Raw genomic sequence first — 20,194 nt, 5'->3', positions numbered from 1 at the left:
GACAGCCGCTACATCGCCTGCAGAACCAGTGGCGGCCCGGGGTCGGGCGACAGCGGGACGTTGTGGCGCTGCAACAGCCAGGCGGCGATGTTGTGGAACAGCGGCGCGCCCGAGGTGCCCGGCGACCCGTCCGCGGCGCGATGCGGGTTGTCCATCATCAGGCCGATGACATAGCGCGGGTTGTCCGCGGGGGCTATCCCGGCGAACGTGATCCAGTAGACGTCGTCGTAGTAGCAGCCGCAGGCGGAGTTGATCTGCTGTGCGGTTCCGGTCTTTCCGGCGATCTGGTAGCCGTCCACCGCGGCCTGCCACCCGGTGCCCTGCTGGACCCCGGTCGGGTCGCGCTGGGTCACCGCACGCAGCATGTTGCGCACGGTCGCCGCGGTCTGCTCGGTGACCACCCGCACACCGTCGGGCCGGGGTTCCTCGGTGCGGGTGCCGTCGGGGGCAATGGTCGCTTTGATGATCCGCGGCGGGATCCGCAGGCCGTCGTTGGCAATGGCCTGGTACATGCCGGCCATCTGCAGCAACGTCATCGAAAGGCCTTGGCCGATCGGCAGGTTGGCGAACGAGCTGCCCGACCACTGATCGACCGGCGGAACCAGGCCGGCGCTCTCGCCGGGCAGCGCCACCCCGGTGCGCTGCCCCAGGCCGAACTTCTCCAGCATCTCGAACCAGCGCTCCGGGCCCACCCGCTGTGCCAGCATCAGGGTGCCGACGTTGGAGGACTTACCGAAGATCCCGGTCGTGGTGTACGGCGCGACGCCGTGCTCCCAGGCGTCGCCGACGGTGACATCGGCGATGTTGATCGATCCGGGGACCTGCAGCACCTCATCGGGATTGCTCAGTCCGTACTCGATGACCGAGGCGGCGGTGATGAGCTTGTTGACCGAGCCCGGCTCGAACGGCGACGACACCGCCGGGTTGCCGAGCTGCCGGTGCTCTTGCCGCCCGATGTCCTGGGACGGGTCGAAGGTGTTGTCGCCGGCCATCGCCAGCACTTCGCCGCTCTTGGCGTCGAGCACCACCGCGTTGGCGTTGCGCGCGCCGGAGACGTTCTTGGCCTGCTGAACCTGCTGCTGGACGTAGAACTGGATGTCGTCGTCGAGGGTGAGCTGGATCGTCGACCCGTTGACGGCCCGGTGCCGGTTGCGGTAGCTGCCCGGGATCACCACGCCGTCGGAGCCGCGGTCGTAGGTGATCGAGCCGTCCGTGCCGGCCAGCACGGCGTCCATCGAGTCCTCCAGGCCCAACAGGCCGTGGCCGTCCCAGTCGATGCCGCCGATGATGTTGGCCGCCAACGACCCGCCCGGATACTGCCGCAGGTCTTGGCGCTCGCTGCCGACTTCCGGGCACTTGTCGATGATCGCCTCGGCCAGCGCCGGTTCGACGGCGCGGGCCAGGTAGACGAAGGTCTCGTTGCTGCGCAGCTTCTTCAGCAGCGTCGCCGCATCCGGTTTGTTGCCGAGCCGACCGGCGATCTCCTTGGCGATCTCCTGCAGCCGGCGCTGCGGATCGGGCGCGGCGGGATTCTTCTTTTTGGCCTCTTCGAGTTGCTTGCCGACCTTGATCGGCTGGAAGGTCAAGGCGCGGGCTTCGATGGTGAATGCCAGTTTGTCGCCGGTGCGGTCGATGATGTCGCCGCGCATGGCTTGTTGGACATCGGTGACCTTGAGCTGTCCGGCGGCCTCGGCGCGCAGTCCCGATGCCTGGGGGACCTGCAGATAGAACAGCTGTGCCGCGGCCAGGGCCAGCACCAGGAAGATGACGGCGTTGCCGGTGCGGTGCCGGAAGACGAATGACGCGCTGCGCGAACCCAACTCGGTGGCGTGCCGGGTCCGACGGTCGCGGGCCGAATGTCCTTCCGGCTGCTGCGTCACTTTCGTTGCTTTACCGGGCTTGGCCTGCTTGCTGGGTTTGGTGACCCGGCCGGCCTTGCGGCGGGCTGTGCTGGAACCGTCGGCGCGGCGCGTCGGGCCGGTCCCCCGCGCCGGCCGTCTCATCGCGCGGCTCCCGGGAGCACCGGCGGCAATGCCGCCTCGGGCGGCAGCACCGTCGCCGGGGGCAGCACAGCCTGCGGGGGAAGCTCCGTCGCCGGGGGCAGCACAGCCTCCGGCGGCAGGGCGACCGGCGGGATGTCGAGCACGGGACCCGGCGGCGGACCGGACAGTGGTGCGCCGGGTGCGGCGGGCATCCCGGGCAGGCCCGGAATGATCAGGGGCGCGCCCGGCGTGGCCGGAGAAGGCACCGCCGGAGCGGGCGCAGCCGGGGTGGGCAGATGCCGGCTGTCCAGCTTCGGCCCGGCGGGCGGCACCCGGACCGGAACCTCGGCCGGCGGCGATGCCGGCCGATCGTCGGGCAGTTTGGTGTTCAGCGGCGGCGGCGGTACCCCCTCGGCCGGCTTCGGAACGCCCACCACCACCCAGTTGCCGGCCGGGTCCTGGACCAGATGCGCGGTGTCGCGGGTCGGGATCATGCCCAGCTCGCGCGCCGCCTCGGCCAGTGCCGGCGCCGATTCGGCGGTGAGCACGTCACGCTCGAGCGCCTCCTTCTGCTGCATGAGCACCCGGTTGTGTTCCCGGATGTTGCCCAGCTGATACGAGCGCTCGGCGGCGTCCGTCGACAGCCACAGCGTGATGCCCAGGCCGATGCCGAGCGAGCCGATGATCAGCACGACGAACGGAACCTTGGCCGCCAGCGTGCGCGGCCGCAGGTCGACCGACGCCAGCCGGGCGATCAGGCGTTCCCGTAGCGGGACACGCACCACCTTGGGCGCCTTGGCCTTTCGTGCCTTGGCCCGCGCTTTGGCCTGTTTGGTGTTCTTCGGTGGTGCCGGCCTGGTGTCGGGACGCGGCAGCGCCGCGTTCTGCGGCCCCGACCGTGGCCGCGATTCGCGCCCGGGGGCGGGCGGATTCGGGTGCTGGCGGCGCAGACGCCGCGATTGCGGCGCCTCGTTGGAGCGGCGCGGCCCGGTGCGGGTCTTGCCCTCGGGGTTGCGGCGGCGGTCGCCTTGCCGGGCCGCAGGTTTGCGCTTGGTCGCCATCAGTTCCCCCTCGATGCCGCAATCGGCCCGTTCGTCACCCGCTGCACGGCCCGGAGCCGGACCGACCCGGCCCGCGGGTTGCGCTCGATCTCATCCGGTTGGGCCCGTTCGGCACCCCGGGTCAACGTGGTGAAAGTCGGTTCGTCACCGGGCAACTCGACCGGCAGGTCGACCGGGGTGCGCGACGTGGTCACCGCGGCGAACAACTGCTTGACGATGCGGTCCTCCAGCGATTGGTAGGACATCACCGCGATGCGCCCGCCCACCGCCAGGGCGTTCAGCGCCGCCGGAAGAGCATCGCGCAGCGAGTCCAGTTCACCGTTGACGGCGATCCGTAGCGCCTGGAACGTCCGCTTGGCCGGGTGCCCCCCGGTACGCCGCGCCGGCGCCGGAATCGCCTCGTAGAGCAGGGCGGTCAGCTCGCTCGTCGACGTGAACGGTGTCTGCGCCCGGCGGCGGACGATGTGCGAGGCGATCCGGGATGCGAAGCGTTCCTCGCCGAAACGCCGCAGGATGTCGGTCAACGCCGCCGCGTCGTAGGTGTTGATGATGTCCGCGGCCGTCAGCTCCCCCTCGGGATCCATCCGCATGTCCAGCGGGGCGTCGTGAGCGTAGGAGAAGCCCCGCTCCGACCGGTCGAGCTGCATCGAGGAAACGCCGAGATCGAACAGCACCGCGTCGACGGAAGCCGTTGCGGCCAAGCCCGTTTCGGCCAGCGCGGCGCTGATTCCGTCGTAGCGGGTGTGGACCGTGTGCAGCCGATCGGCGAAACGGGCCAACCGAGCGCCGGCGATGCCGAGTGCGGTGGTGTCCCGGTCGAGGCCGATCACCCGCAGTCCGGGGAACTCGGTCAGAAACCGTTCGGTGTGGCCGCCGGCTCCCAGGGTCGCGTCCACGAGGGTGGCGCCGTGACCGTCGGGAGACTGCCGAGTCAGTGCCGGGGCCAGCAGCTCCACGCAGCGCTCGAGTAGCACCGGCACGTGCCCGAATTCGCCCTGCTCGGCCACCGCAACACCTCCCCGTCTCTGGGCCGCCCCTGCCTCGAGGTCCCTGCCCGACAGCGCGAACCTGACGTTGGGGAAGTACGTCAGGGTCGGTTCGGACAGAGGCCACGAGGCACGGGCGGGTGCCTCAGATGATGTCGCTGAGTGCTTCATCGCTGGCCGCGGAGAAGTTCTCTTCATGGGTCTGCTGGTAGTCGCTCCAGGCCTGCGCGTCCCAGATCTCGAGGTAGTCGACCGAGCCGATGACCACGCAATCCTTGGACAGGTTGGCGTAGCGCCGGTGATCCGGTGACAACGTGATCCGGCCCTGGCCGTCGGGATGCTGTTCATCGGTGGCGGCGGCCAGGTTGCGCAGGAACGCCCGCGCCTCCGGGTTACTGCGCGACGCCTTGGCCGCGCGGCGGGCCAGCTGCTCGAACTCTGCCCGCGGATACACGGCCAGGCTGTGGTCCTGGCTCTTGGTGACCATCAACCCTCCTGCCAGTGCGTCACGGAACTTCGCGGGCAGTGTGAGCCGCCCCTTGTCGTCGAGCTTGGGCGTGTAGGTGCCGAGGAACATCGGCTACCTCCCACCCACTCGATGACGTCAGCCCACAATACCCCACAATCACCCACTCCGCACCATTTGGCGGTCCAGTTTCCCCCCGCTTCCCCACTTGTCCGCGGGTTTTCCGGCTCGCCTTCGGTTGCAGCGGTCGGCGACGCCACGAAATGTCCTGGTCAGCCAGGCGAAAACGAAGTGGGGCGAAGTGGGGCTAACCGGCCGCCAGAGCCGCGCCGGCATCGAACGCCCACCCGGATGCGCCCATGAAAAAAGGGCAGCCGATCGGCTGCCCTGTCACCTCACCCGTGCCGCGTTACGGCTCGAAGCGGCGGCGGAACCGGTCCTCCATACGGCTGGCGAACGTCCCGCTGCCGCCCTTGACCCGGCGCTGCTGGCTGCCGCCGGTCCTGGCCGCGCCATCACGGCCCGCAGCGGCATGCTTGCCGGTGATGGCGAAGATCACGCCACCGAACATGACGACGAAGCCCAGCACGCTCAGAATCAAGAATCCGGGATTGACCGTCGCGTAGAACGGGATGCCCGAGACCAGCATCACCAGCCCGACCAAGAACAGTGCCATGCCCTGAATCCGCCGCCGGGTGGTCGGGGTGCGCAGGGCACCGCCGCGAACGCTGGAAGCGAACTTCGGGTCCTCGGCGTAGAGGGCGCTCTCGATCTCATCGAGCATGCGCTGTTCATGATCGGAGAGTGGCATTCGTCCCTCCTTGCCGACGGCCGCTCACATCACTGCCCACCGCTGGCTACGACTGTGCGGGCATCTAATACTGATAATACGAGGTCGACCTGCGGTGTACCACAGGCTTCGTCAGCTGATTGTAGCCGCGGTCCGGCGATGCCGATCCACAACCACCGACGTCCGCCGGATAATAGGTCCGGCACGCCCCACCACCGGCCGGGAAAGGAACCTGCACGTTGGCGACATTGCTCATCGACCTGTCGCCGCATGACATGGCGGACCGTCTCGGCGAGGCGCTGCGGGTGTACGTCACCGCGATGGGCTACCCGCCGGGCACCGAGAACCAACGTGCGGCGATGTGGCTGGATCACACCCGCCGGCGCGGGTGGCAGGCGGTGGCCGCCCTGGACGGCGGAGACGGCGGCGACGGCGGATCCGGCGCCGAGATGCTGGGAATCGCCTACGGCTACTGCGGAGCACCCGATCAGTGGTGGCAGCAGCAGGTGGTGATGGGCCTGCAGCGCCGCGGCCTGCCCCGGCCCGATATCTCCCGCCTGATGACCAGCTACTTCGAGCTGACCGAGTTGCACGTGCTGCCGCAATCGCAGGGCAGCGGCCTGGGCGAGGCGCTGGCGCGGCGGCTGCTCGCCGGGCGTCCCGAGGCCAACGTGCTGCTGTCCACCCCGGAGATCAGCGGTGAGGGCAACCGCGCCTGGCGGCTGTACCGCCGGCTGGGTTTCACCGACGTCATCCGCAGTCACCACTTCGCCGGCGACCCCCGGCCGTTCGCCATTCTCGGCCGCACACTGCCTTTGGAGCAGGCATCGGCAGCGCAGAACCGGGCCGATCTGGCACGATGACGTCCGTGCATGTTCGGCGCTCCCCCCGGCTCACCGTGTACCGCCGACTGCTGGCCCTGGTGGGGCTGCTTCTGATCGCCGCGCCTTCCCTGATCGGCTGCGTGCGCATCAAGGCCACCATCACCGTCTCCCCCAACGACCAGGTGTCGGGCCACATCATCGCGGCGGCCAAACCCCGCAACGACAACGACACCGGCCCCAAGCTCAACGCCGACCTGCCGTTCGCCCAGAAGCTCGCGATCTCCAACTACAAGCGGGACGGCTACGTCGGCTCCCAGGCGGTGTTCTCCGACCTGACCTTCGCCGAACTACCCCAGCTGGCCGAGATGAGCCGCGACGCGGCCGGGGTGAACCTGGCGCTGCGCCGCGCCGGCAATCTGGTGATCCTGGAGGGCCGAGTGGATCTCACCTCGCTCAGCGACCCCGATGCCGACGTCGAATTGAGCGTCGCGTTCCCGGGTGAGGTGACCTCCACCAACGGCGAACGCATCGGCGAGGACACGGTGCAGTGGCGACTCAAGCCGGGCGTGGTGAGCACCATGAGCGCGCAGGCGCGTTACACCGATCCCAGCACCCGCTCGTTCGCGCGCGCCGCCATCTGGCTGGTGTTGTCGACGCTGGCGGTGGCCGGAGCGGTGGCGCTGATCGCCTGGCAAGGCCGCGACCGCTCACCGCGGGTACGCAGCGCGCACGACGAGGCCGACTGAGCCGGCCGGCTCAGCGGGGCTGCGGCGACCAGTACTCGAGCATCTGCGCGAATGTGGTGAACGCGGCCGCGGACACCCCGTAGGTCGCCTCCAGGTGAATGCTCAGCGGGAAGCCGAGATCGGCGACCCCATCGATCACCCGCTTGTACAGGTCGAGCATCAGCTTGCGCCGCTGCTCGGGCTCACTGCCGGACAGCGTCTTGACGAAGTCCTGCTCGGCTGCCACCGCCGCGTTGCCGGGGTCCTGGATCAGCCAGTTGATCAGCCCGACCCTGTTCTCGAACGTCGGCACGAAACCGAAGGACAGCAGGATCTCCGGGCGCGCGTCGCTGTGCTGGGCGAACTCGGTCAAAAACGGCACGATCGCATCGGAGTACAGCAGCTGGGTCAGCCCGAACGTCGCGCCACGGTCGCACTTGAAGTCGAACCGGCCGATCTCGCCGGCGCGAGTGGGGATGAGAATGACGCCGCGGTTGGGCAGCTCGTCGCGGAAGGTCGCCAGCGCGTCGGTGGGCGGCACACCCGAGCCCTCGCCGTCGGCCATGGTGCGGGGCACGCCGACGAACACGACGCCCTCGATGCCGGCCGCGGTCAGATCGCCCAGCCGACTGCGCAGCGCCGATTCGTCGGAGAACGCGGTGACCTGGGTGCACAACCCGGCCATGCCCGGCAGTTCCGGCTTGATCGCCGTCCAGAAGTCCAGCACATCGAGCTTGGGCTTCATCTCGATCGGCCGGTCGTCCTCCTCGGCGATCATGCTCGGCATCAGGATGTGCCGGATCCGCCCCTGCAGGCCGGACTCGGCCGCGAACCGCACGACCTTGCGCGCCTCCTCGATCGTCTGCTCGGGGCCCCGCTCCACGTTGGGCGGGACCAGCTCGAGTGCGACGGTGTTCAAGGTCACGAGGTTGCTCCTCATCGAAGGCGGTCAACGGTGCCGCGGGCGGGCTTCGCCGGCCCTCCGCGGAGAAGCAGGGGCGGCACCGCGGCCGATACGGGCACCAGACGCTGAGCCTATCGACCATGCGTCCGCGCCGCCTGCCTGAGTCCCCCCCGAGCGTGGTGGCACACTCTACGCTGAACGCACGCCGGGGGTCCCGGCCCGGGCCGAGTGAGAAAGGGACGCGCGCTGAGCTTCAAGGCACCCGCAGCAACCGCACCGTCGGCCGTCGAGTTGGCCGGCGCGGTAACCGCGCAGTTGCGCTCCTACCTGCGCACCCGCCGCACCGACACCGCCTACATGGGCGACGACTACCAGCACCTGATCACCGGCCTGGAGGAGTTCGTGCTCAGCGGCGGCAAGCGGCTCCGTCCGGCGTTCGCCTACTGGGGCTGGCGCGCCATCACCGGCCGGGATGCCCTCGACGACGAGCTACTGCTGTTCTCGGCGCTGGAATTGCTGCACGCCTGCGCGCTGGTGCACGACGACGTGATCGACGCCTCGGCGACCCGCCGCGGCAGCCCGACCACCCACCACAAGTTCGCCGAGTTGCACCGCAGTCGCGGCTGGCGCGGCGCGCCCGAACAATTCGGGATATCGGCCGCCATTCTGCTCGGTGACCTGGCGCTGGTCTGGGCCGACGACATCGTCGCCGGCGCCGGCCTGCCCGCCGACGCCCAGCGCCGGGTGCGGCGGGTCTGGTCGGACATCCGCACCGAGGTGCTCGGCGGGCAGTACCTCGACATCGTCGCCGAAGCCAGCGGTGTCGAGTCGATCGCGTCGGCGATGGCGGTCAACACCTACAAGACCGCCTCCTACACCGTGGTGCGCCCCCTGCAACTGGGGGTCGCTGCCGCGGCCGACCGGCCCGACATCCAGGCGCTGTTCCACGAACTGGGCACCGACCTGGGCGTGGCGTTTCAGCTGCGCGACGACGTGCTGGGCGTGTTCGGCGATCCGGCGGTGACCGGCAAACCTTCGGGCGATGACCTGCGTTCGGGCAAGCGCACGGTGCTGGTGGCCGAGGCGGTGGAGTTGGCCGACAACTCGGACCCGTTGGCGGCCAAGCGGTTACGCACTTCGCTGGGCACCGCGTTGACCGACGCGCAGGTCCGCGAGCTGTGCGAGGTGATCGAGGGGGTGGGCGCACTGGCCGCCGTCGAAGACCGGATCGATGTGCTGACCCGCCGCGCCATGTCGGCGCTGGCGGCCGCCCCGATCGACGAGATCGCCAAAGCCGGACTGACCGACCTGGCTCGCCTGGTCGCCGACCGGTCAGCCTGAGTACCCGGAGCGCCGATGTCCACCCCTACCACCCCACCGGTCCCGGTCGTGTCCACTGATGCCGCCGACACCCGTTTCCGGCTGCGGCGATTCGCCACCAGCGAGCAGTCCGGCGCGGCGTGGCGCGGCTGCCTGGGCGCTGTGCTGATCACCCTGGGCGGTCTGGGGGCGGGCAGCACCCGGATCCAGGACCCGGTGCTGGAGTCGGTGCACCTGTCCTGGCTGCGCTTCGGCCACGGCCTGGTGCTGTCGTCGGTGCTGTTGTGGGTCGGGGTCGCGGTCATGCTGGTGGCCTGGCTGGGTCTGGGCCGGCGCGTGATCAACGGCACGGTCACCGAATACACGTTGATCGCGACCACCGGTTTCTGGCTGGCGCCGCTGCTGCTGTCGGTTCCGGTGTTCAGTCGCGACACCTACTCCTACCTGGCCCAGGGCGCGCTGCTGCGCGACGGTTTCGACCCGTATGTGGTCGGCCCGGTCGAAAATCCCAACCCGCTGCTGGACGACGTCAGCCCGATCTGGTCGGCGACGACGGCGCCCTACGGTCCGGCGTTCATCTTGATCGCCAAGCTGGTGACGATCCTGGTGGGCGACAACGTGGTGGTCGGCACCATGGTGTTGCGGTTGTGCATGCTGCCCGGTCTGGCGCTGTTGATCTGGGCGGCGCCGCGGGTGGCTCGCCGGGTCGGGGGCAGTGCCCCGGCGGCGCTGTTCCTCGCGGTGCTCAACCCGCTGGTGATCATCCACCTGATGGGCGGGGTCCACAACGAGATGCTGATGGTCGGCCTGATGATCGCCGGGATCGCCCTGACCTTGGAGCGCCACCACCTGGCCGGGATCACGCTGGTGGCCCTGGCCGCGGCGGTCAAGGCCACCGCCGTGATTGCACTGCCGTTTCTGGTCTGGATATGGATGCGCCGGCTGCGGGAACCCCGCGGTTCAGCGAGGCTCGACGAAGGAGAGCCGAAGCTGGAACCGCGACATGAACCCCGCGGTTCAGCGAGGCTCGACGAAGGAGAGCCGAAGCTGGAACCGCGACATGAGCACCGCGGTTCAGCGGCGGGGGCGTTCGCAGCGGCAGCCGCTGTCTCCGCGCTGATCGTCGTCGCCGTCTTCGCGGTGCTCTCGACCCTGGCCGGGGTGGGCCTGGGCTGGCTGACCGCCCTGCTGGCCGGCAATGTCAAGATCATCAACTGGCTCACCGTGCCGACCGCGGCCGCCAACGTGATCCACGCCGTCGGCGGGCTGTTCGCACCGGTGAACTTCTACGCGGTGCTGCACATCACCCGGATCACCGGAGTCGCGGTGATCGCGCTGGTGCTGTCGGTGCTGTGGTGGCGGTCCCGGCGCGACGATCGCACCGCGGTGGCCGGGATCGCCTGGGCGATGCTCATCGTGGTGCTGTTCGTGCCGGCCGCGCTGCCCTGGTACTACACCTGGCCGTTGGCGGTGGCGGCCACCGTCGTGCGCTCACCGACGGCGATCGCCGCGATCGCGGCGGCCTCGACCTGGATCATGGTGATCTTCAAGCCGGACGGCTCGCACGGCATGTACTCCTGGCTGCATGTGATCGCTGCGAGCGCCTGCGCACTGTTCGCCTGGTACCGGCTGTCGAAAGCCGTCGAGGCGCCGCGGGCGGCTGAGATCAATACGCCATAGCCTGCGCCCGGCGCATCACTTCCCGGGCCTGGTGGGCGTGCAGCGCGTCGATGGGGCGGGCGTTGGACACCGCCTCCCGCACGCCGTCGCGGGTCAACGACAGCGACGAGTCCGGGGTGAACAGCCAGCGCACGATGTCGGTCTGCTGGTAGCCACCGTCGTGCAGCACGGCCAGCAACCCCGGCAGGCTCTTGACGACGTCCCCGTCCGCGGTGAAGAACACCTGCGGGACCACCAGCACGCCCTCCCGCCGCACCGCGACCAGATGGTTGTCGCGCAGGTACTGGTGCACTTTGGTGACCGGCACCCCGAGCATGTCGGCGACCCGGGGCAGGTCGAAGGTCGGTTCATCGGGTTCTAGGACATCGTCGGCGGCTGGAATGCTGCTCACGACACAAGTTTAAAGCCGCCGGCGGGGCCACCCACGCGCATACCATGACCGGGTGACTTCCACGTGGGGCCCGGACGCACTGGAAGGCGCCCTGCTGGACGGCCGGTACCGGGTCGGGACCCGGATCGCCACCGGCGGCACGTCCACGGTCTACCGGGGTCTCGACGAACGCCTGGACCGCCCGGTGGCGTGCAAGGTGATGGACCTGCGTTATGCCGGCGATCAGCAGTTCCTGACCCGCTTCCAGCTCGAGGCGCGTGCGGTCGCCCGACTCAAGGACCCGGGGCTGGTGGCGGTTTACGACCAGGGTTTCGGCACCCCGCACGATCCCGGACAGCCGTTTCTGGTGATGGAACTCGTCGAGGGCGGAACGCTGCGGGAACTGCTCAACGAGCGCGGCCCGATGCCCCCGCATGCCGTCGCCGCGGTGCTGCGCCCGGTGCTGGGGGCGCTGGGGATCGCGCACCGCGCCGGCCTGGTGCACCGCGACGTCAAACCGGAGAACATCTTGATCTCCGACGACGGCGACGTGAAGGTGGTCGACTTCGGGCTGGTCCGGGCCATCGCGGCGGCCGGGATCACCTCGACCAACGTAATTCTGGGCACCGCGGCCTACCTGTCACCCGAGCAGGTCCGCGACGGGAACGCCGGTCCGGCCAGTGACGTGTACGGGGCCGGCGTACTCACCTACGAGTTGTTGACCGGCCGCACCCCGTTCTCCGGCGATTCGGCGTTGACGGTCGCCTATCAGCGGCTGGATCATGACGTCCCGCCGCCCAGCTCGGCAATCGACGGTGTGCCACCCGAATTCGACGACCTGGTGGCCCGAGCCACCGCACGCGACCCGGCTGACCGGTACGCCGACGGCCTCGAGATGGCCCGTGTCGTCGATGCGATCGCCCAACGGTTGGCGCTGCCGGCGTTTCGGGTGCCGGCCCCGCGCAACTCCGCACAGCACGTCGCGGCGCAGCCCCGCCCCACGCTGCACATGGCACGCGAACCGCAGGACCGGGCGACCGACACCCAATATCAGTTGGTGACAGGGCAATTCGCCGGGATCGAGTTGAGTCAGTTCGTGCTCGCGCGCCAGCATGCGCGCCGGATGGTGCTGATCTGGCTGGCGGTGCTGTTCGCGCTCACCGGACTGGTGGCCGCGGTCGCCTGGACGCTGGGCAACAGCGTCGGCGCGCTGCTGTAGGCCCCTCCCCTTCGCCGAGCAGACACAGCGTCGCACCGCCTACAGGCACATTGCGCGATTCGGTGTCTGCTCGCGGTGGTACTCAGCCCGTCAGCCGCGCAGCATCTCGGCGACCAGGAAGGACAACTCCAGGCTCTGCTGGGTGTTGAGCCGCGGGTCGCACGCCGTCTCGTAACGGCCGCCCAGGTCCGCATCCGAAATGTCTTGGGCCCCACCGAGACACTCGGTGACGTCCTCGCCGGTGAACTCCAGGTGGATGCCGCCGGGGTGGGTGCCCAGCGCGTGGTGCACCTCGAAGAACCCCTGCACCTCGTCGACGATCCGGTCGAAGTGCCGGGTCTTGTGGCCGGTCGAGGCCTCGTGGGTGTTGCCGTGCATCGGGTCGCACTGCCAGATCACCTGGTGGCCGGTGGCCTGCACCTTCTCGATGATGCCCGGGAGCAGGTCGCGCACCTTGTTGTTGCCCATCCGGCTGACCAGCGTGAGTCGGCCGGGATCGTTCTTCGGGTCGAGCCGCTCGACGTATTCGACCGCCAGCTCGGGCGAAGTCGTCGGCCCCAGCTTGATGCCGATCGGGTTGGCGATCACCTCGGCCAGCCCGACGTGGGCGCCGTCGAGCTGGCGGGTCCGCTCCCCGATCCAGACGAAGTGCGCCGACAGGTCGTAGAGCTGTGGTTCGCCTTCGAGGTCGGCCATCCGCAGCATGGCGCGCTCGTAGTCGAGCACCAGCGCCTCATGGCTGGCGTAGATCTCGGCGGTCTGCAATTCCCGGTCGGCTACCCCGCACGCGTTCATGAACTTCAGGCCGCGGTCGATCTCACCGGCCAGCGCCTCGTAACGCGCGCCTGCCGGAGAGGTGCGAACGAACTCCCGGTTCCAGTCGTGGACCAGTTCCAGCGACGCCAGCCCCGACGAGGTCAGGGCCCGCACCAGGTTCATCGCGGCACTGGCGTTGGCGTAGGCCCGCACCAGCCGGGACGGGTCGTGCTCGCGCACCGCGGCATCCGGGGCCAGGCCGTTGACCATGTCACCGCGGTAGGACTTCAGCCCCAGCGCGTCGACGTCGGCCGAGCGGGGCTTGGCGTACTGGCCGGCGATGCGGGCCACCTTGACCACCGGCATGGAGGCGCCGTAGGTCAGCACCACCGCCATCTGCAGCAGGGTGCGGATGTTGCCCTTGATGTGCGGCTCGGTGTTGTCGGTGAAGGTCTCGGCACAGTCGCCGCCCTGCAGCAGGAAGGCCTCCCCGCGGGCCACCTGGGCCAGCTGCTCTTTCAGCCGGACGATCTCGGCGGGCACGGTGATCGGCGGTACCGCTTCCAGCAGCGTGCGCATCGGCTTGACCTGGTCAGCGGGCCAGCTCGGTTGCTGAACGGCCGGCCGGGCCAGTGCGGCGTCGAGACGCTCGCGCAGGTCCGCGGGCAGCGGCGGCAGCGCCGGCAGCTGGTCGATGGGTACGTCAACGGTCCAGTTCACCCGACCATGGTAGCCGGGCGCAGACATGCACTGATCAGGCCTGTTCGGTGGCGGTGTTGCTGGGCCAACTCCTCAACGGTCCGCTCCGCGCCCCGCATCGTCGTCGGCCGTGATCACCTTGAAGCGCCGCAACTGGTCGCGGGCGTCCACCAGCGCGTCGTGGCTGCCGGGCGACCGCGGTGGCAGCCGCGGCCGCCCCCGGTCCTCCCAGAGCTGTCGCAGCTCATGGGTGAAACGCGGGATCGGCGCCGGCAGGTCGGGCATCGTCCCCCACAGTTGGCAGAGCACCACGTGGTCGTAGGCCGCGACCCAGGCCCACAATTCGATCGGCTCCCCGCTCTCGACACCGAGGAATTCCTCGAGGTCGGCGCGGATCCTGCTGCGCGAGCGCCAAGCCTGCGATGCCGGGGAGGGCAACTTGGGCAGCACGTGGTTGCGAACCCACTGCCCGGCGCGGGCGGGATCGAATTCGGTGGACACCGCGTAGTACTCGCGGCCATCCTCGGCTGCCACGCCGATCGAGATCAGCTCGATGGTGCGGCCGTCCTCGATGAACTCGGTGTCGTAGAAGTACCTCACCAGCGCGGACCCCCCGGCCTGCGCACCGGAGGGATAACGAAGGGCCTAGTCGGCGCCGAGGCCTCCGCGACCGCCCGGTTGGGCGCCGGACGCTCGGGGATCCGCCCGGGGGGTACTCGCGGCCGTCGGATCATGATCGGCTCCGTCGGCGCCGCTGCCGCCCGCACCTCGCGGTTGAGTTCGGCGTCGACGACCTGCTCGTTGGGCACCTGGGGCCGGCCCGCAATGGCGTCCTGCAGCCAGAGCTTGGCCTGCACAACCGGGCGGCGCAGCCGACGTTCCCGCTCCAGCGCGCGGTGTAGCCGCTCGCGCTTGGCCAGGTAGCGCCACCGCGCCCACGGTGCGTGCGGCCGGGACAGCCGGACCGCGCCGATCACCAGCAGCGGGAAGAAGAACATCCCGATCAGCCCGGTCCACACCTTGCCCTTGAGCAGCACCACCACGCCCAGCGGCAGCGCCATCACCAGTCCAGCCAACACCCCGGTGCGGATCAGCGGCGAGGAGGTGTCGTGCCACGTCGACAACATGAACGTCAGGGGGTGAAAGCCCAGCACCAGCAGTCCGGCCACCGCGGTCGCGGCGAATACGGCGTCCACCGAGGCGCGCCCGTCCTCTTCCCAGTACACGTCGGACAGGTGCAGGATCAGTGCGTACTCGTCGAGCACCAACGCCGCGCCGACCCCGAACGCGATCGCGGCGAAGCTGAACGCCGGCTCGTGCCCGTTGGGGCCCGCCGCCACCAGCGTCACCCCGGCGACCATCACCAGCACGACGCCGAACACCACGTGGTGGATGTGCTTTGAACCGATGTGCACGTTGCGCGGCTGCCACCACCGGGGGGTGTCGACGCGCCCGGCAGTGCTGCGGATGTAGCGGACCACGGAGCGGGTCACCAGAAACGTCAGCAGGAACGCGAGCAGGCAGCACAGCAGCGGTAATCTGCCGCGGTCGATGATGTCGTCGCGGAACCATTCGAGCACCTAATGCAACGTACGCCACCGCGGCACCCGACGCCCAGATCACCGCCGGTGCGGCCCGGCGAAACCTGGTCGACGGCAGCCACCCGATAGGCTGTGCGGCGACATGAGTACATCGCGGCCGCCCGACCCGGGCCGTCGGCACGGGGGCGGCGCCGGTTGGTGGATTTTCGCCCTGCTGGCGATCGGGGCGCTGGGCTACACGACGTGGCGGGCGCTCGGCAGCACGCCGTATCACATCGACGTCGACGTCTACCGGATGGCCGCGCAGGCCTGGCGCGACGGCCTTCCGCTCTACGGCGATGACTGGTTTGCCACCCAGATCGACGGAACGGTGCTGCCTTTCACCTATCCCCCGATCGCTGCGGTGCTGTTCGCCCCGCTCACCTGGGTGCCGTTGGGCGTCGGCACCGCTGCGCTGACCGTCGTCTCGACGCTGCTGCTGGTGCTGTCCCTCACCATCGTGCTCACCGGCCTCGGTGTCGGCGTCGGCGACGGCCCGGCGTGGTGGCGGCGGGGTGTGGTGGCCGCGGCGATCGTCGCGGCGGCCATCTGGCTCGACGCCGAACCGATCTGGTCCAACTTCGACTTCGGTCAGGTCAATGCGGTGCTGATGACGCTGGTGATTGCCGACTGCGTGCCGCGCCGCACCTACTGGCCGCGCGGCGCGCTGCTGGGAGTGGCGGTCGCGCTGAAACTGACCCCGGCGGTGTTCCTGCTCTATTTCCTGCTGCGCCGCGACGGCCGCGCCGCGGTGACCACGCTGGTGTCGTTTCTGGCGGCGACGCTGATGGGCTTCGCATTGGCCTGGAGCGACTCCTGGCAGTACTGGACGCACACCGTCCGCAACACCGACCGCATCGGCGGGGCCACGCTGAACACCAACCAGAACCTGGCCGGCGCGCTGGCCCGGCTGCCACTGGGCGAACATCAGCGCTCGGCACTGTGGCTGGTGGGCTGCCTGCTGGTACTGGCGCTGACGGTGTGGGCGGCCCGCCGGGTACTGAGCCAGAACTTCGCCGAGGCGCCGATCATGGCGCTGATCTGCGTGGCGCTGTTCGGGTTGGTGGTCTCCCCGGTGTCGTGGTCACACCACTGGGTGTGGATGCTGCCGACCGTGGTGGTGACCGGCGTACTGGCCTACCGGCACCGGGCGATCGCGCTGGGCGTGCTCAGCGCGCTCGGGGTGGCGCTGATGATGCGCAGTCCGATCGAGTTACTGCCCGAGCATCACGAGGCCGGCGCGGCGTGGTGGCGCCAACTGGCCGGGACGTCATACGTGTGGTGGGCGCTGACGGTGATCGTCACAGCCGGCGCGACGCTCAAGCAGGCCCGCCGGCCGATCCCGGATCAGCCTGCGGCGGTTTCCGGAAACCGGGCGACCGGCTGAGCCGTTGCCCCATCTTGTTGCGGGGCACCGTTTTTGAGACTGGCCGCGTAGATGTCGACGTACTCCTGGCCGGACAGACCCATCAGCTCGTAGATCACCTCGTCGGTGACGGCGCGCTCGATGAACCGGTTGTCGGCCATCCCGTCGAAGCGGGAGAAGTCCATCGGCTTGCCGAACCGGACCGTGACCCGGCCGAACCGCAGCATCTTGGTCCCCGGCGGGTTGACCACATTGGTTCCGACCATGGCGACCGGAATCACCGGCACGCCCGAGTGCAGGGCCAGCCGGGCCAGGCCGGTCTTGCCCTTGTACAACCTGCCGTCGGGTGACCGGGTGCCCTCGGGGTAGATGCCCAGCAGTTTGCCGTCTTTGAGGATCCGCTCGGCGGTGGTCAGCGCGGCCTGCGCGGCGTCGGCATCGGTGCGGTCGATGGGCACCTGCCCGACCGCGGTGTAGAACCAGCGGGTGAACCAGCCCTTGATCCCGGTCCCGGTGAAGTACTCGGACTTGGCCAGGAAGGTGATCCGGCGACGGACCACCAGCGGCAGGTAGAAGCTGTCCATGACGGCCAGGTGATTACTGGCGAGGATCATCGCACCCTCGTCGGGGATGTTCTCCAAACCCTCGACTTTGGGACGACCGATCAGGGCCAACAGGGGACCCAGGAGTACGTACTTGAACAGCCAATACCACATGGCCCCTCCCTCCTACCCACGAACATCGGCCGTGTTCGCGCCAACTTTACCGACCACGCGTGGCTACGGCCACACGGTGATTCGTCACACGGACGATTCCCCGGAATTCCTTAGGTTGCTTAGTCATCGGCGTTCACTGCGCTCATTTTTCTATGGTGACCGGGATGGGCTGGTAGCCGGACCGGGCCGGCGCGCCCTCGCCGCCGCCGGGGGGCGGACCCTGGGGCGGGTCTGGAGCCTTGCCGGTCTCACCGACCACCGCCCGGATCACCTCGAACAACGCGACACTGTGCTCGGCGACGACGGTGAGCAACGGATGTTCTTCCCCGGTGACCAACGCCGCCAGCGCACACACCGGGCACCACACCTGCTGACACTTTCCCGGCCCGTCACCGGATGCCGCCAGCAGCGCCGCCGCCCGCACCGCCGGATCGAGACGGTCCAGGATCGCCTGGGCGAGCTTGCGCAACTCGGGTCCCAGCTCGCCCAGATCGGGGTGCGCGCCAGCGCTCAACGCCGCACCTCCTCGTCCCTGCTGACCGGCCACACCTGTGGGTCCGGCCGGAAACGCACCGTCAATTCGCTGCCACGCAACGTTGCGTCCACAACCGTGCATCGCCGCAGCACCGACGCCAGCCGGACTCGGCGTCTGGTGCCGCCGGCACCGATGATCAGGTCGTCCCCGGACCGCCCCAGACTGAGCGCACCGGAATCGACCTGGGGCAACTCTAGCCGCAACCGGTACACCGCCCCCAGTCCGGAACCCGACTCCCGGTCCACCACCGGCCGCACCGGTCCCGGCGGCGCCGACCCGTCGCGGCGCCGGGCGCCCTCGAGGAGTTCGGCCAGCGCCTTGGGCCCGATCGGTTCGCCCGCCAGATGCGGAATCAGCACCATCGCCACGTCACCGATGGCGCGGTCCAGTTCTTCCAAAACGCCGTGCTGCTCGCGAATCCGTTCGGCGTACCAGTCAAACGCCGGATGGGCGGGCAGATCGGTATAGATGTAGGAATCATCTTGCAGCAAAATCTGATTGACGATCAGCTCGTCGACGCGCACCCCGGTCAGGGCCAATGTCCCCAAGGTCCGGACGGCTTCGGCCGCCACCACGCGCTCAGCGGTCAGCACCAGGTGCGCTCCGACCAGTGACTCGTCGGTCAACAGCGCGGCAAGACGCTCGGCGGCCCCGCAGACCCGCTCGATCAGCTCGACCAGGGCGGCCGATCTGCCCTCGGTCGCACTGAGCCTGCGGTGCCGCGGCCAGGATCGCTCGGCATACAGCGCCACCGTGGCGGGCAGCGTCAGCATCCGCATCGCATCGGCGGTGGACGCGCAGTCGACGACGATCCGATCCCACCGGCCGCTGTGCGCCAGCTCGCCGACCTCATGCAGTCCGAGCACCTCCTGAACCCCGGGAAGAGCCGAAAGTTCTTCGGGGGCAACGCTTCCCAAATCCGATTCCGGGAACCGCTCGGACAGCACGACGACGACCTCGGTCCAGTGCGCCTCGAGCAACGCCAGCGTGTCCAGCGCCAGCACGTCGAGCCCGCCGGGACCGACGTCGTCGAGCACCACCGAAACGGGGTCGCGTGCGCCGCTGGGCGTCACCGTCACGCCGAGCACATCGCCGACCGAGTGCGCCTGGTCGGTGGAGATCAGCAGCACCCGGTGGCCGGCGCGCGCGTCGGCGACCGCAGTCGCAGCGGCCAGCGTGGACTTGCCTACCCCGCCTTTGCCGACGAACAGACTGATCGGCGCCACTGGAAGCGCGGTGTGCGCTCCTGCCTCAGGCGGCCTCACTCAGCCTCGGCTCGCTTCTTCAGGTCCTTGAGCGCGGTGTCGGTCAGGCGCCGCTCCGCCTTGCGCTTGAGCAGACCGATCATCGGGATCATCAGATCGACCGACAGTTCGTAGACGACTTCGGTTCCGGATTCCTTGGGCGCCAAACGGTATTCACCGTCGAGGGCCTTGAGCAGCGAACTGGAGACCAACGACCAGCGCACCGAGCGACGATCAGCCGCCCAGTCGTACTTCAGCACCATGGTGTCTTTGAGCACCGCCGCGTCCAGGACCAGCCGGGCCTGCTTCGGGTAGCCGTCGGAGTCGGTTTCGAGCACCTCGGCCTCGGTGTACTCCGAAACCCAATCGGGGTAGGCGCCGATGTCGGCGATCACCTTCATCACCGTGTCAGGATCCGCCGCAATGACGATGGTCTGAGCTGTCTTGTCCGCCACCTGGTTACTTCCCTAACTTGTTTGCGCCTGCCACCGGCCCTCGGCAGAGACGGTACCTCGCCGCGCCGGGCGCCCGCCCGTTCAGCGGCGGGTCAGCTCCCGGCGGCCGGTCCGACACCGACCGGCCGGGCCCGCTCGAGGCGAGCCTTCACTTCGAAAGCCATCCGCTTTCCGGCCACCCGGCGGCGGTGGATCAGCTTCGGCAGGTTCAGCCGGGCCAGCTGGCGGCCGGTCACGCCGGTGGGCTCGGCGTGCAGGAAATAGTGCAGCAACACCCCGTCGAGCATCGGGTCCAGCCAGATCTCCATGGTTCCGGTCAGCGGCCCGCTCACCGTCCATCGAACGCCCTTCTCGGCGCGATCCTCGACCACCTGGAGTTGCAGGTCCGGCCACCACCGCTGCCAGCTCGACCGGTCCGCGACCACGGCGCCGACCTGATCGCCGGGTGCGGCGATGAACGTCTGGTCGGCCACCTGGATACTGTTCATCGCTTCAGCTTCACATATGACGCGCGCA

The 20,194-nt window shown here is 69.3% G+C and carries 21 protein-coding genes; 6 read left to right on the top strand and 15 right to left on the bottom strand.

The window, feature by feature from the left end; genetic code table 11:
• Nucleotides 1-8: 8 nt before the first annotated feature.
• The 5 genes from AC5Y31_RS05810 to AC5Y31_RS05790 form a co-directional block, all read right to left on the bottom strand.
• Entirely contained in the window at nt 9-2,003 is a 1,995-nt protein-coding gene (locus AC5Y31_RS05810; RefSeq protein WP_499978783.1) for a peptidoglycan D,D-transpeptidase FtsI family protein, read from the bottom strand.
• Nucleotides 2,000-3,046 (bottom strand): cell division protein FtsL, encoded by a 1,047-nt coding sequence (gene ftsL, locus AC5Y31_RS05805; RefSeq protein ID WP_499979003.1) that lies wholly within the window; start codon nt 3,044-3,046, stop codon nt 2,000-2,002. The genes AC5Y31_RS05810 and ftsL overlap by 4 nt, the downstream gene beginning before the upstream one ends.
• On the bottom strand, nt 3,043-4,200 hold the full coding sequence (rsmH, locus tag AC5Y31_RS05800) for a 16S rRNA (cytosine(1402)-N(4))-methyltransferase RsmH (RefSeq protein WP_499978781.1): 1,158 nt from the start codon (nt 4,198-4,200) through the stop codon (nt 3,043-3,045). The genes ftsL and rsmH overlap by 4 nt, the downstream gene beginning before the upstream one ends.
• Nucleotides 4,175-4,606, bottom strand: a complete 432-nt coding sequence (gene mraZ, locus AC5Y31_RS05795; RefSeq protein WP_019738354.1) for a division/cell wall cluster transcriptional repressor MraZ — start codon at nt 4,604-4,606, stop codon at nt 4,175-4,177. The genes rsmH and mraZ overlap by 26 nt, the downstream gene beginning before the upstream one ends.
• Before the next feature lie 298 nt (nt 4,607-4,904).
• Entirely contained in the window at nt 4,905-5,306 is a 402-nt protein-coding gene (locus AC5Y31_RS05790; RefSeq protein ID WP_065024891.1) for an SCO2097 family morphological protein, read from the bottom strand.
• Between the two features lie 218 nt (nt 5,307-5,524).
• Between AC5Y31_RS05790 and AC5Y31_RS05785 the strand changes: the two genes are divergently transcribed.
• Together AC5Y31_RS05785 and AC5Y31_RS05780 are read left to right on the top strand one after the other, a co-directional pair.
• Nucleotides 5,525-6,148, top strand: a complete 624-nt coding sequence (locus AC5Y31_RS05785) for an N-acetyltransferase (RefSeq protein ID WP_301636944.1) — start codon at nt 5,525-5,527, stop codon at nt 6,146-6,148.
• A complete protein-coding gene (locus AC5Y31_RS05780; protein WP_499978776.1) occupies nt 6,145-6,855 on the top strand; it encodes an LppM family (lipo)protein in 711 nt (236 codons plus the stop codon). The genes AC5Y31_RS05785 and AC5Y31_RS05780 overlap by 4 nt, the downstream gene beginning before the upstream one ends.
• Nucleotides 6,856-6,865: 10 nt before the next feature.
• Here the strand turns inward: AC5Y31_RS05780 and AC5Y31_RS05775 are convergent, their stop codons facing one another.
• Entirely contained in the window at nt 6,866-7,759 is an 894-nt protein-coding gene (locus tag AC5Y31_RS05775) for a mycobacterial-type methylenetetrahydrofolate reductase (protein ID WP_499978772.1), read from the bottom strand.
• Between the two features lie 270 nt (nt 7,760-8,029).
• Between AC5Y31_RS05775 and idsA2 the strand changes: the two genes are divergently transcribed.
• Nucleotides 8,030-9,079, top strand: a complete 1,050-nt coding sequence (idsA2, locus tag AC5Y31_RS05770) for a bifunctional (2E,6E)-farnesyl/geranyl diphosphate synthase (RefSeq protein WP_499979002.1) — start codon at nt 8,030-8,032, stop codon at nt 9,077-9,079.
• A gap of 15 nt (nt 9,080-9,094) precedes the next feature.
• Complete coding sequence (locus AC5Y31_RS05765; protein ID WP_499978770.1) at nt 9,095-10,738, top strand: alpha-(1->6)-mannopyranosyltransferase A; 1,644 nt, start codon at nt 9,095-9,097, stop codon at nt 10,736-10,738.
• Here AC5Y31_RS05765 and AC5Y31_RS05760 read toward each other — a convergent pair.
• On the bottom strand, nt 10,725-11,129 hold the full coding sequence (locus tag AC5Y31_RS05760; protein ID WP_065024896.1) for an Rv2175c family DNA-binding protein: 405 nt from the start codon (nt 11,127-11,129) through the stop codon (nt 10,725-10,727). The two genes, AC5Y31_RS05765 and AC5Y31_RS05760, sit on opposite strands and share 14 nt — an antisense overlap.
• Before the next feature lie 52 nt (nt 11,130-11,181).
• Between AC5Y31_RS05760 and AC5Y31_RS05755 the strand changes: the two genes are divergently transcribed.
• Entirely contained in the window at nt 11,182-12,327 is a 1,146-nt protein-coding gene (locus AC5Y31_RS05755) for a protein kinase domain-containing protein (RefSeq protein WP_499978768.1), read from the top strand.
• A gap of 90 nt (nt 12,328-12,417) precedes the next feature.
• On the opposite strand, the gene AC5Y31_RS05750 is transcribed toward AC5Y31_RS05755, so the two are convergent.
• The 3 genes from AC5Y31_RS05750 to AC5Y31_RS05740 all read right to left on the bottom strand — a co-directional run bounded on the left by AC5Y31_RS05750 (nt 12,418) and on the right by AC5Y31_RS05740 (nt 15,362).
• Nucleotides 12,418-13,803 carry a class II 3-deoxy-7-phosphoheptulonate synthase gene (locus tag AC5Y31_RS05750; protein WP_499978766.1) on the bottom strand — a complete coding sequence of 462 codons (1,386 nt, stop codon included), beginning with the start codon at nt 13,801-13,803 and terminating at the stop codon, nt 12,418-12,420.
• Between the two features lie 72 nt (nt 13,804-13,875).
• The gene (locus tag AC5Y31_RS05745) at nt 13,876-14,382 is read right to left on the bottom strand and encodes a polyadenylate-specific 3'-exoribonuclease AS (RefSeq protein ID WP_065024898.1); all 507 of its coding nucleotides are present in this window, start codon (nt 14,380-14,382) and stop codon (nt 13,876-13,878) included.
• Entirely contained in the window at nt 14,379-15,362 is a 984-nt protein-coding gene (locus AC5Y31_RS05740; RefSeq protein ID WP_301636935.1) for a hypothetical protein, read from the bottom strand. Before AC5Y31_RS05740 ends, AC5Y31_RS05745 begins: the two co-directional genes overlap by 4 nt.
• A gap of 103 nt (nt 15,363-15,465) precedes the next feature.
• Here AC5Y31_RS05740 and AC5Y31_RS05735 point away from each other — a divergent pair, with 103 nt between their 5' ends.
• Entirely contained in the window at nt 15,466-16,749 is a 1,284-nt protein-coding gene (locus AC5Y31_RS05735) for a glycosyltransferase 87 family protein (RefSeq protein WP_499978762.1), read from the top strand.
• On the opposite strand, the gene AC5Y31_RS05730 is transcribed toward AC5Y31_RS05735, so the two are convergent.
• The 5 genes from AC5Y31_RS05730 to AC5Y31_RS05710 all read right to left on the bottom strand — a co-directional run bounded on the left by AC5Y31_RS05730 (nt 16,710) and on the right by AC5Y31_RS05710 (nt 20,166).
• On the bottom strand, nt 16,710-17,444 hold the full coding sequence (locus AC5Y31_RS05730) for a lysophospholipid acyltransferase family protein (RefSeq protein WP_065024901.1): 735 nt from the start codon (nt 17,442-17,444) through the stop codon (nt 16,710-16,712). The genes AC5Y31_RS05735 and AC5Y31_RS05730 overlap by 40 nt on opposite strands.
• Before the next feature lie 142 nt (nt 17,445-17,586).
• Nucleotides 17,587-17,958 (bottom strand): hypothetical protein, encoded by a 372-nt coding sequence (locus AC5Y31_RS05725; protein ID WP_499978760.1) that lies wholly within the window; start codon nt 17,956-17,958, stop codon nt 17,587-17,589.
• Complete coding sequence (locus tag AC5Y31_RS05720; protein WP_499978758.1) at nt 17,955-19,205, bottom strand: ArsA family ATPase; 1,251 nt, start codon at nt 19,203-19,205, stop codon at nt 17,955-17,957. Before AC5Y31_RS05720 ends, AC5Y31_RS05725 begins: the two co-directional genes overlap by 4 nt.
• A 35-nt stretch (nt 19,206-19,240) precedes the next feature.
• The gene (locus tag AC5Y31_RS05715; RefSeq protein WP_065024487.1) at nt 19,241-19,678 is read right to left on the bottom strand and encodes an SRPBCC family protein; all 438 of its coding nucleotides are present in this window, start codon (nt 19,676-19,678) and stop codon (nt 19,241-19,243) included.
• Nucleotides 19,679-19,770: 92 nt separating this feature from the next.
• On the bottom strand, nt 19,771-20,166 hold the full coding sequence (locus tag AC5Y31_RS05710) for an SRPBCC family protein (protein ID WP_301636926.1): 396 nt from the start codon (nt 20,164-20,166) through the stop codon (nt 19,771-19,773).
• Nucleotides 20,167-20,194 lie beyond the last annotated feature (28 nt).

It is taken from the genome of Mycobacterium sp. NGS18 (genome assembly GCF_059813185.1).
The sequence above is the reverse complement of the archived record's forward strand: the minus strand, read 5'-3'. Positions and strand labels throughout refer to the sequence as shown.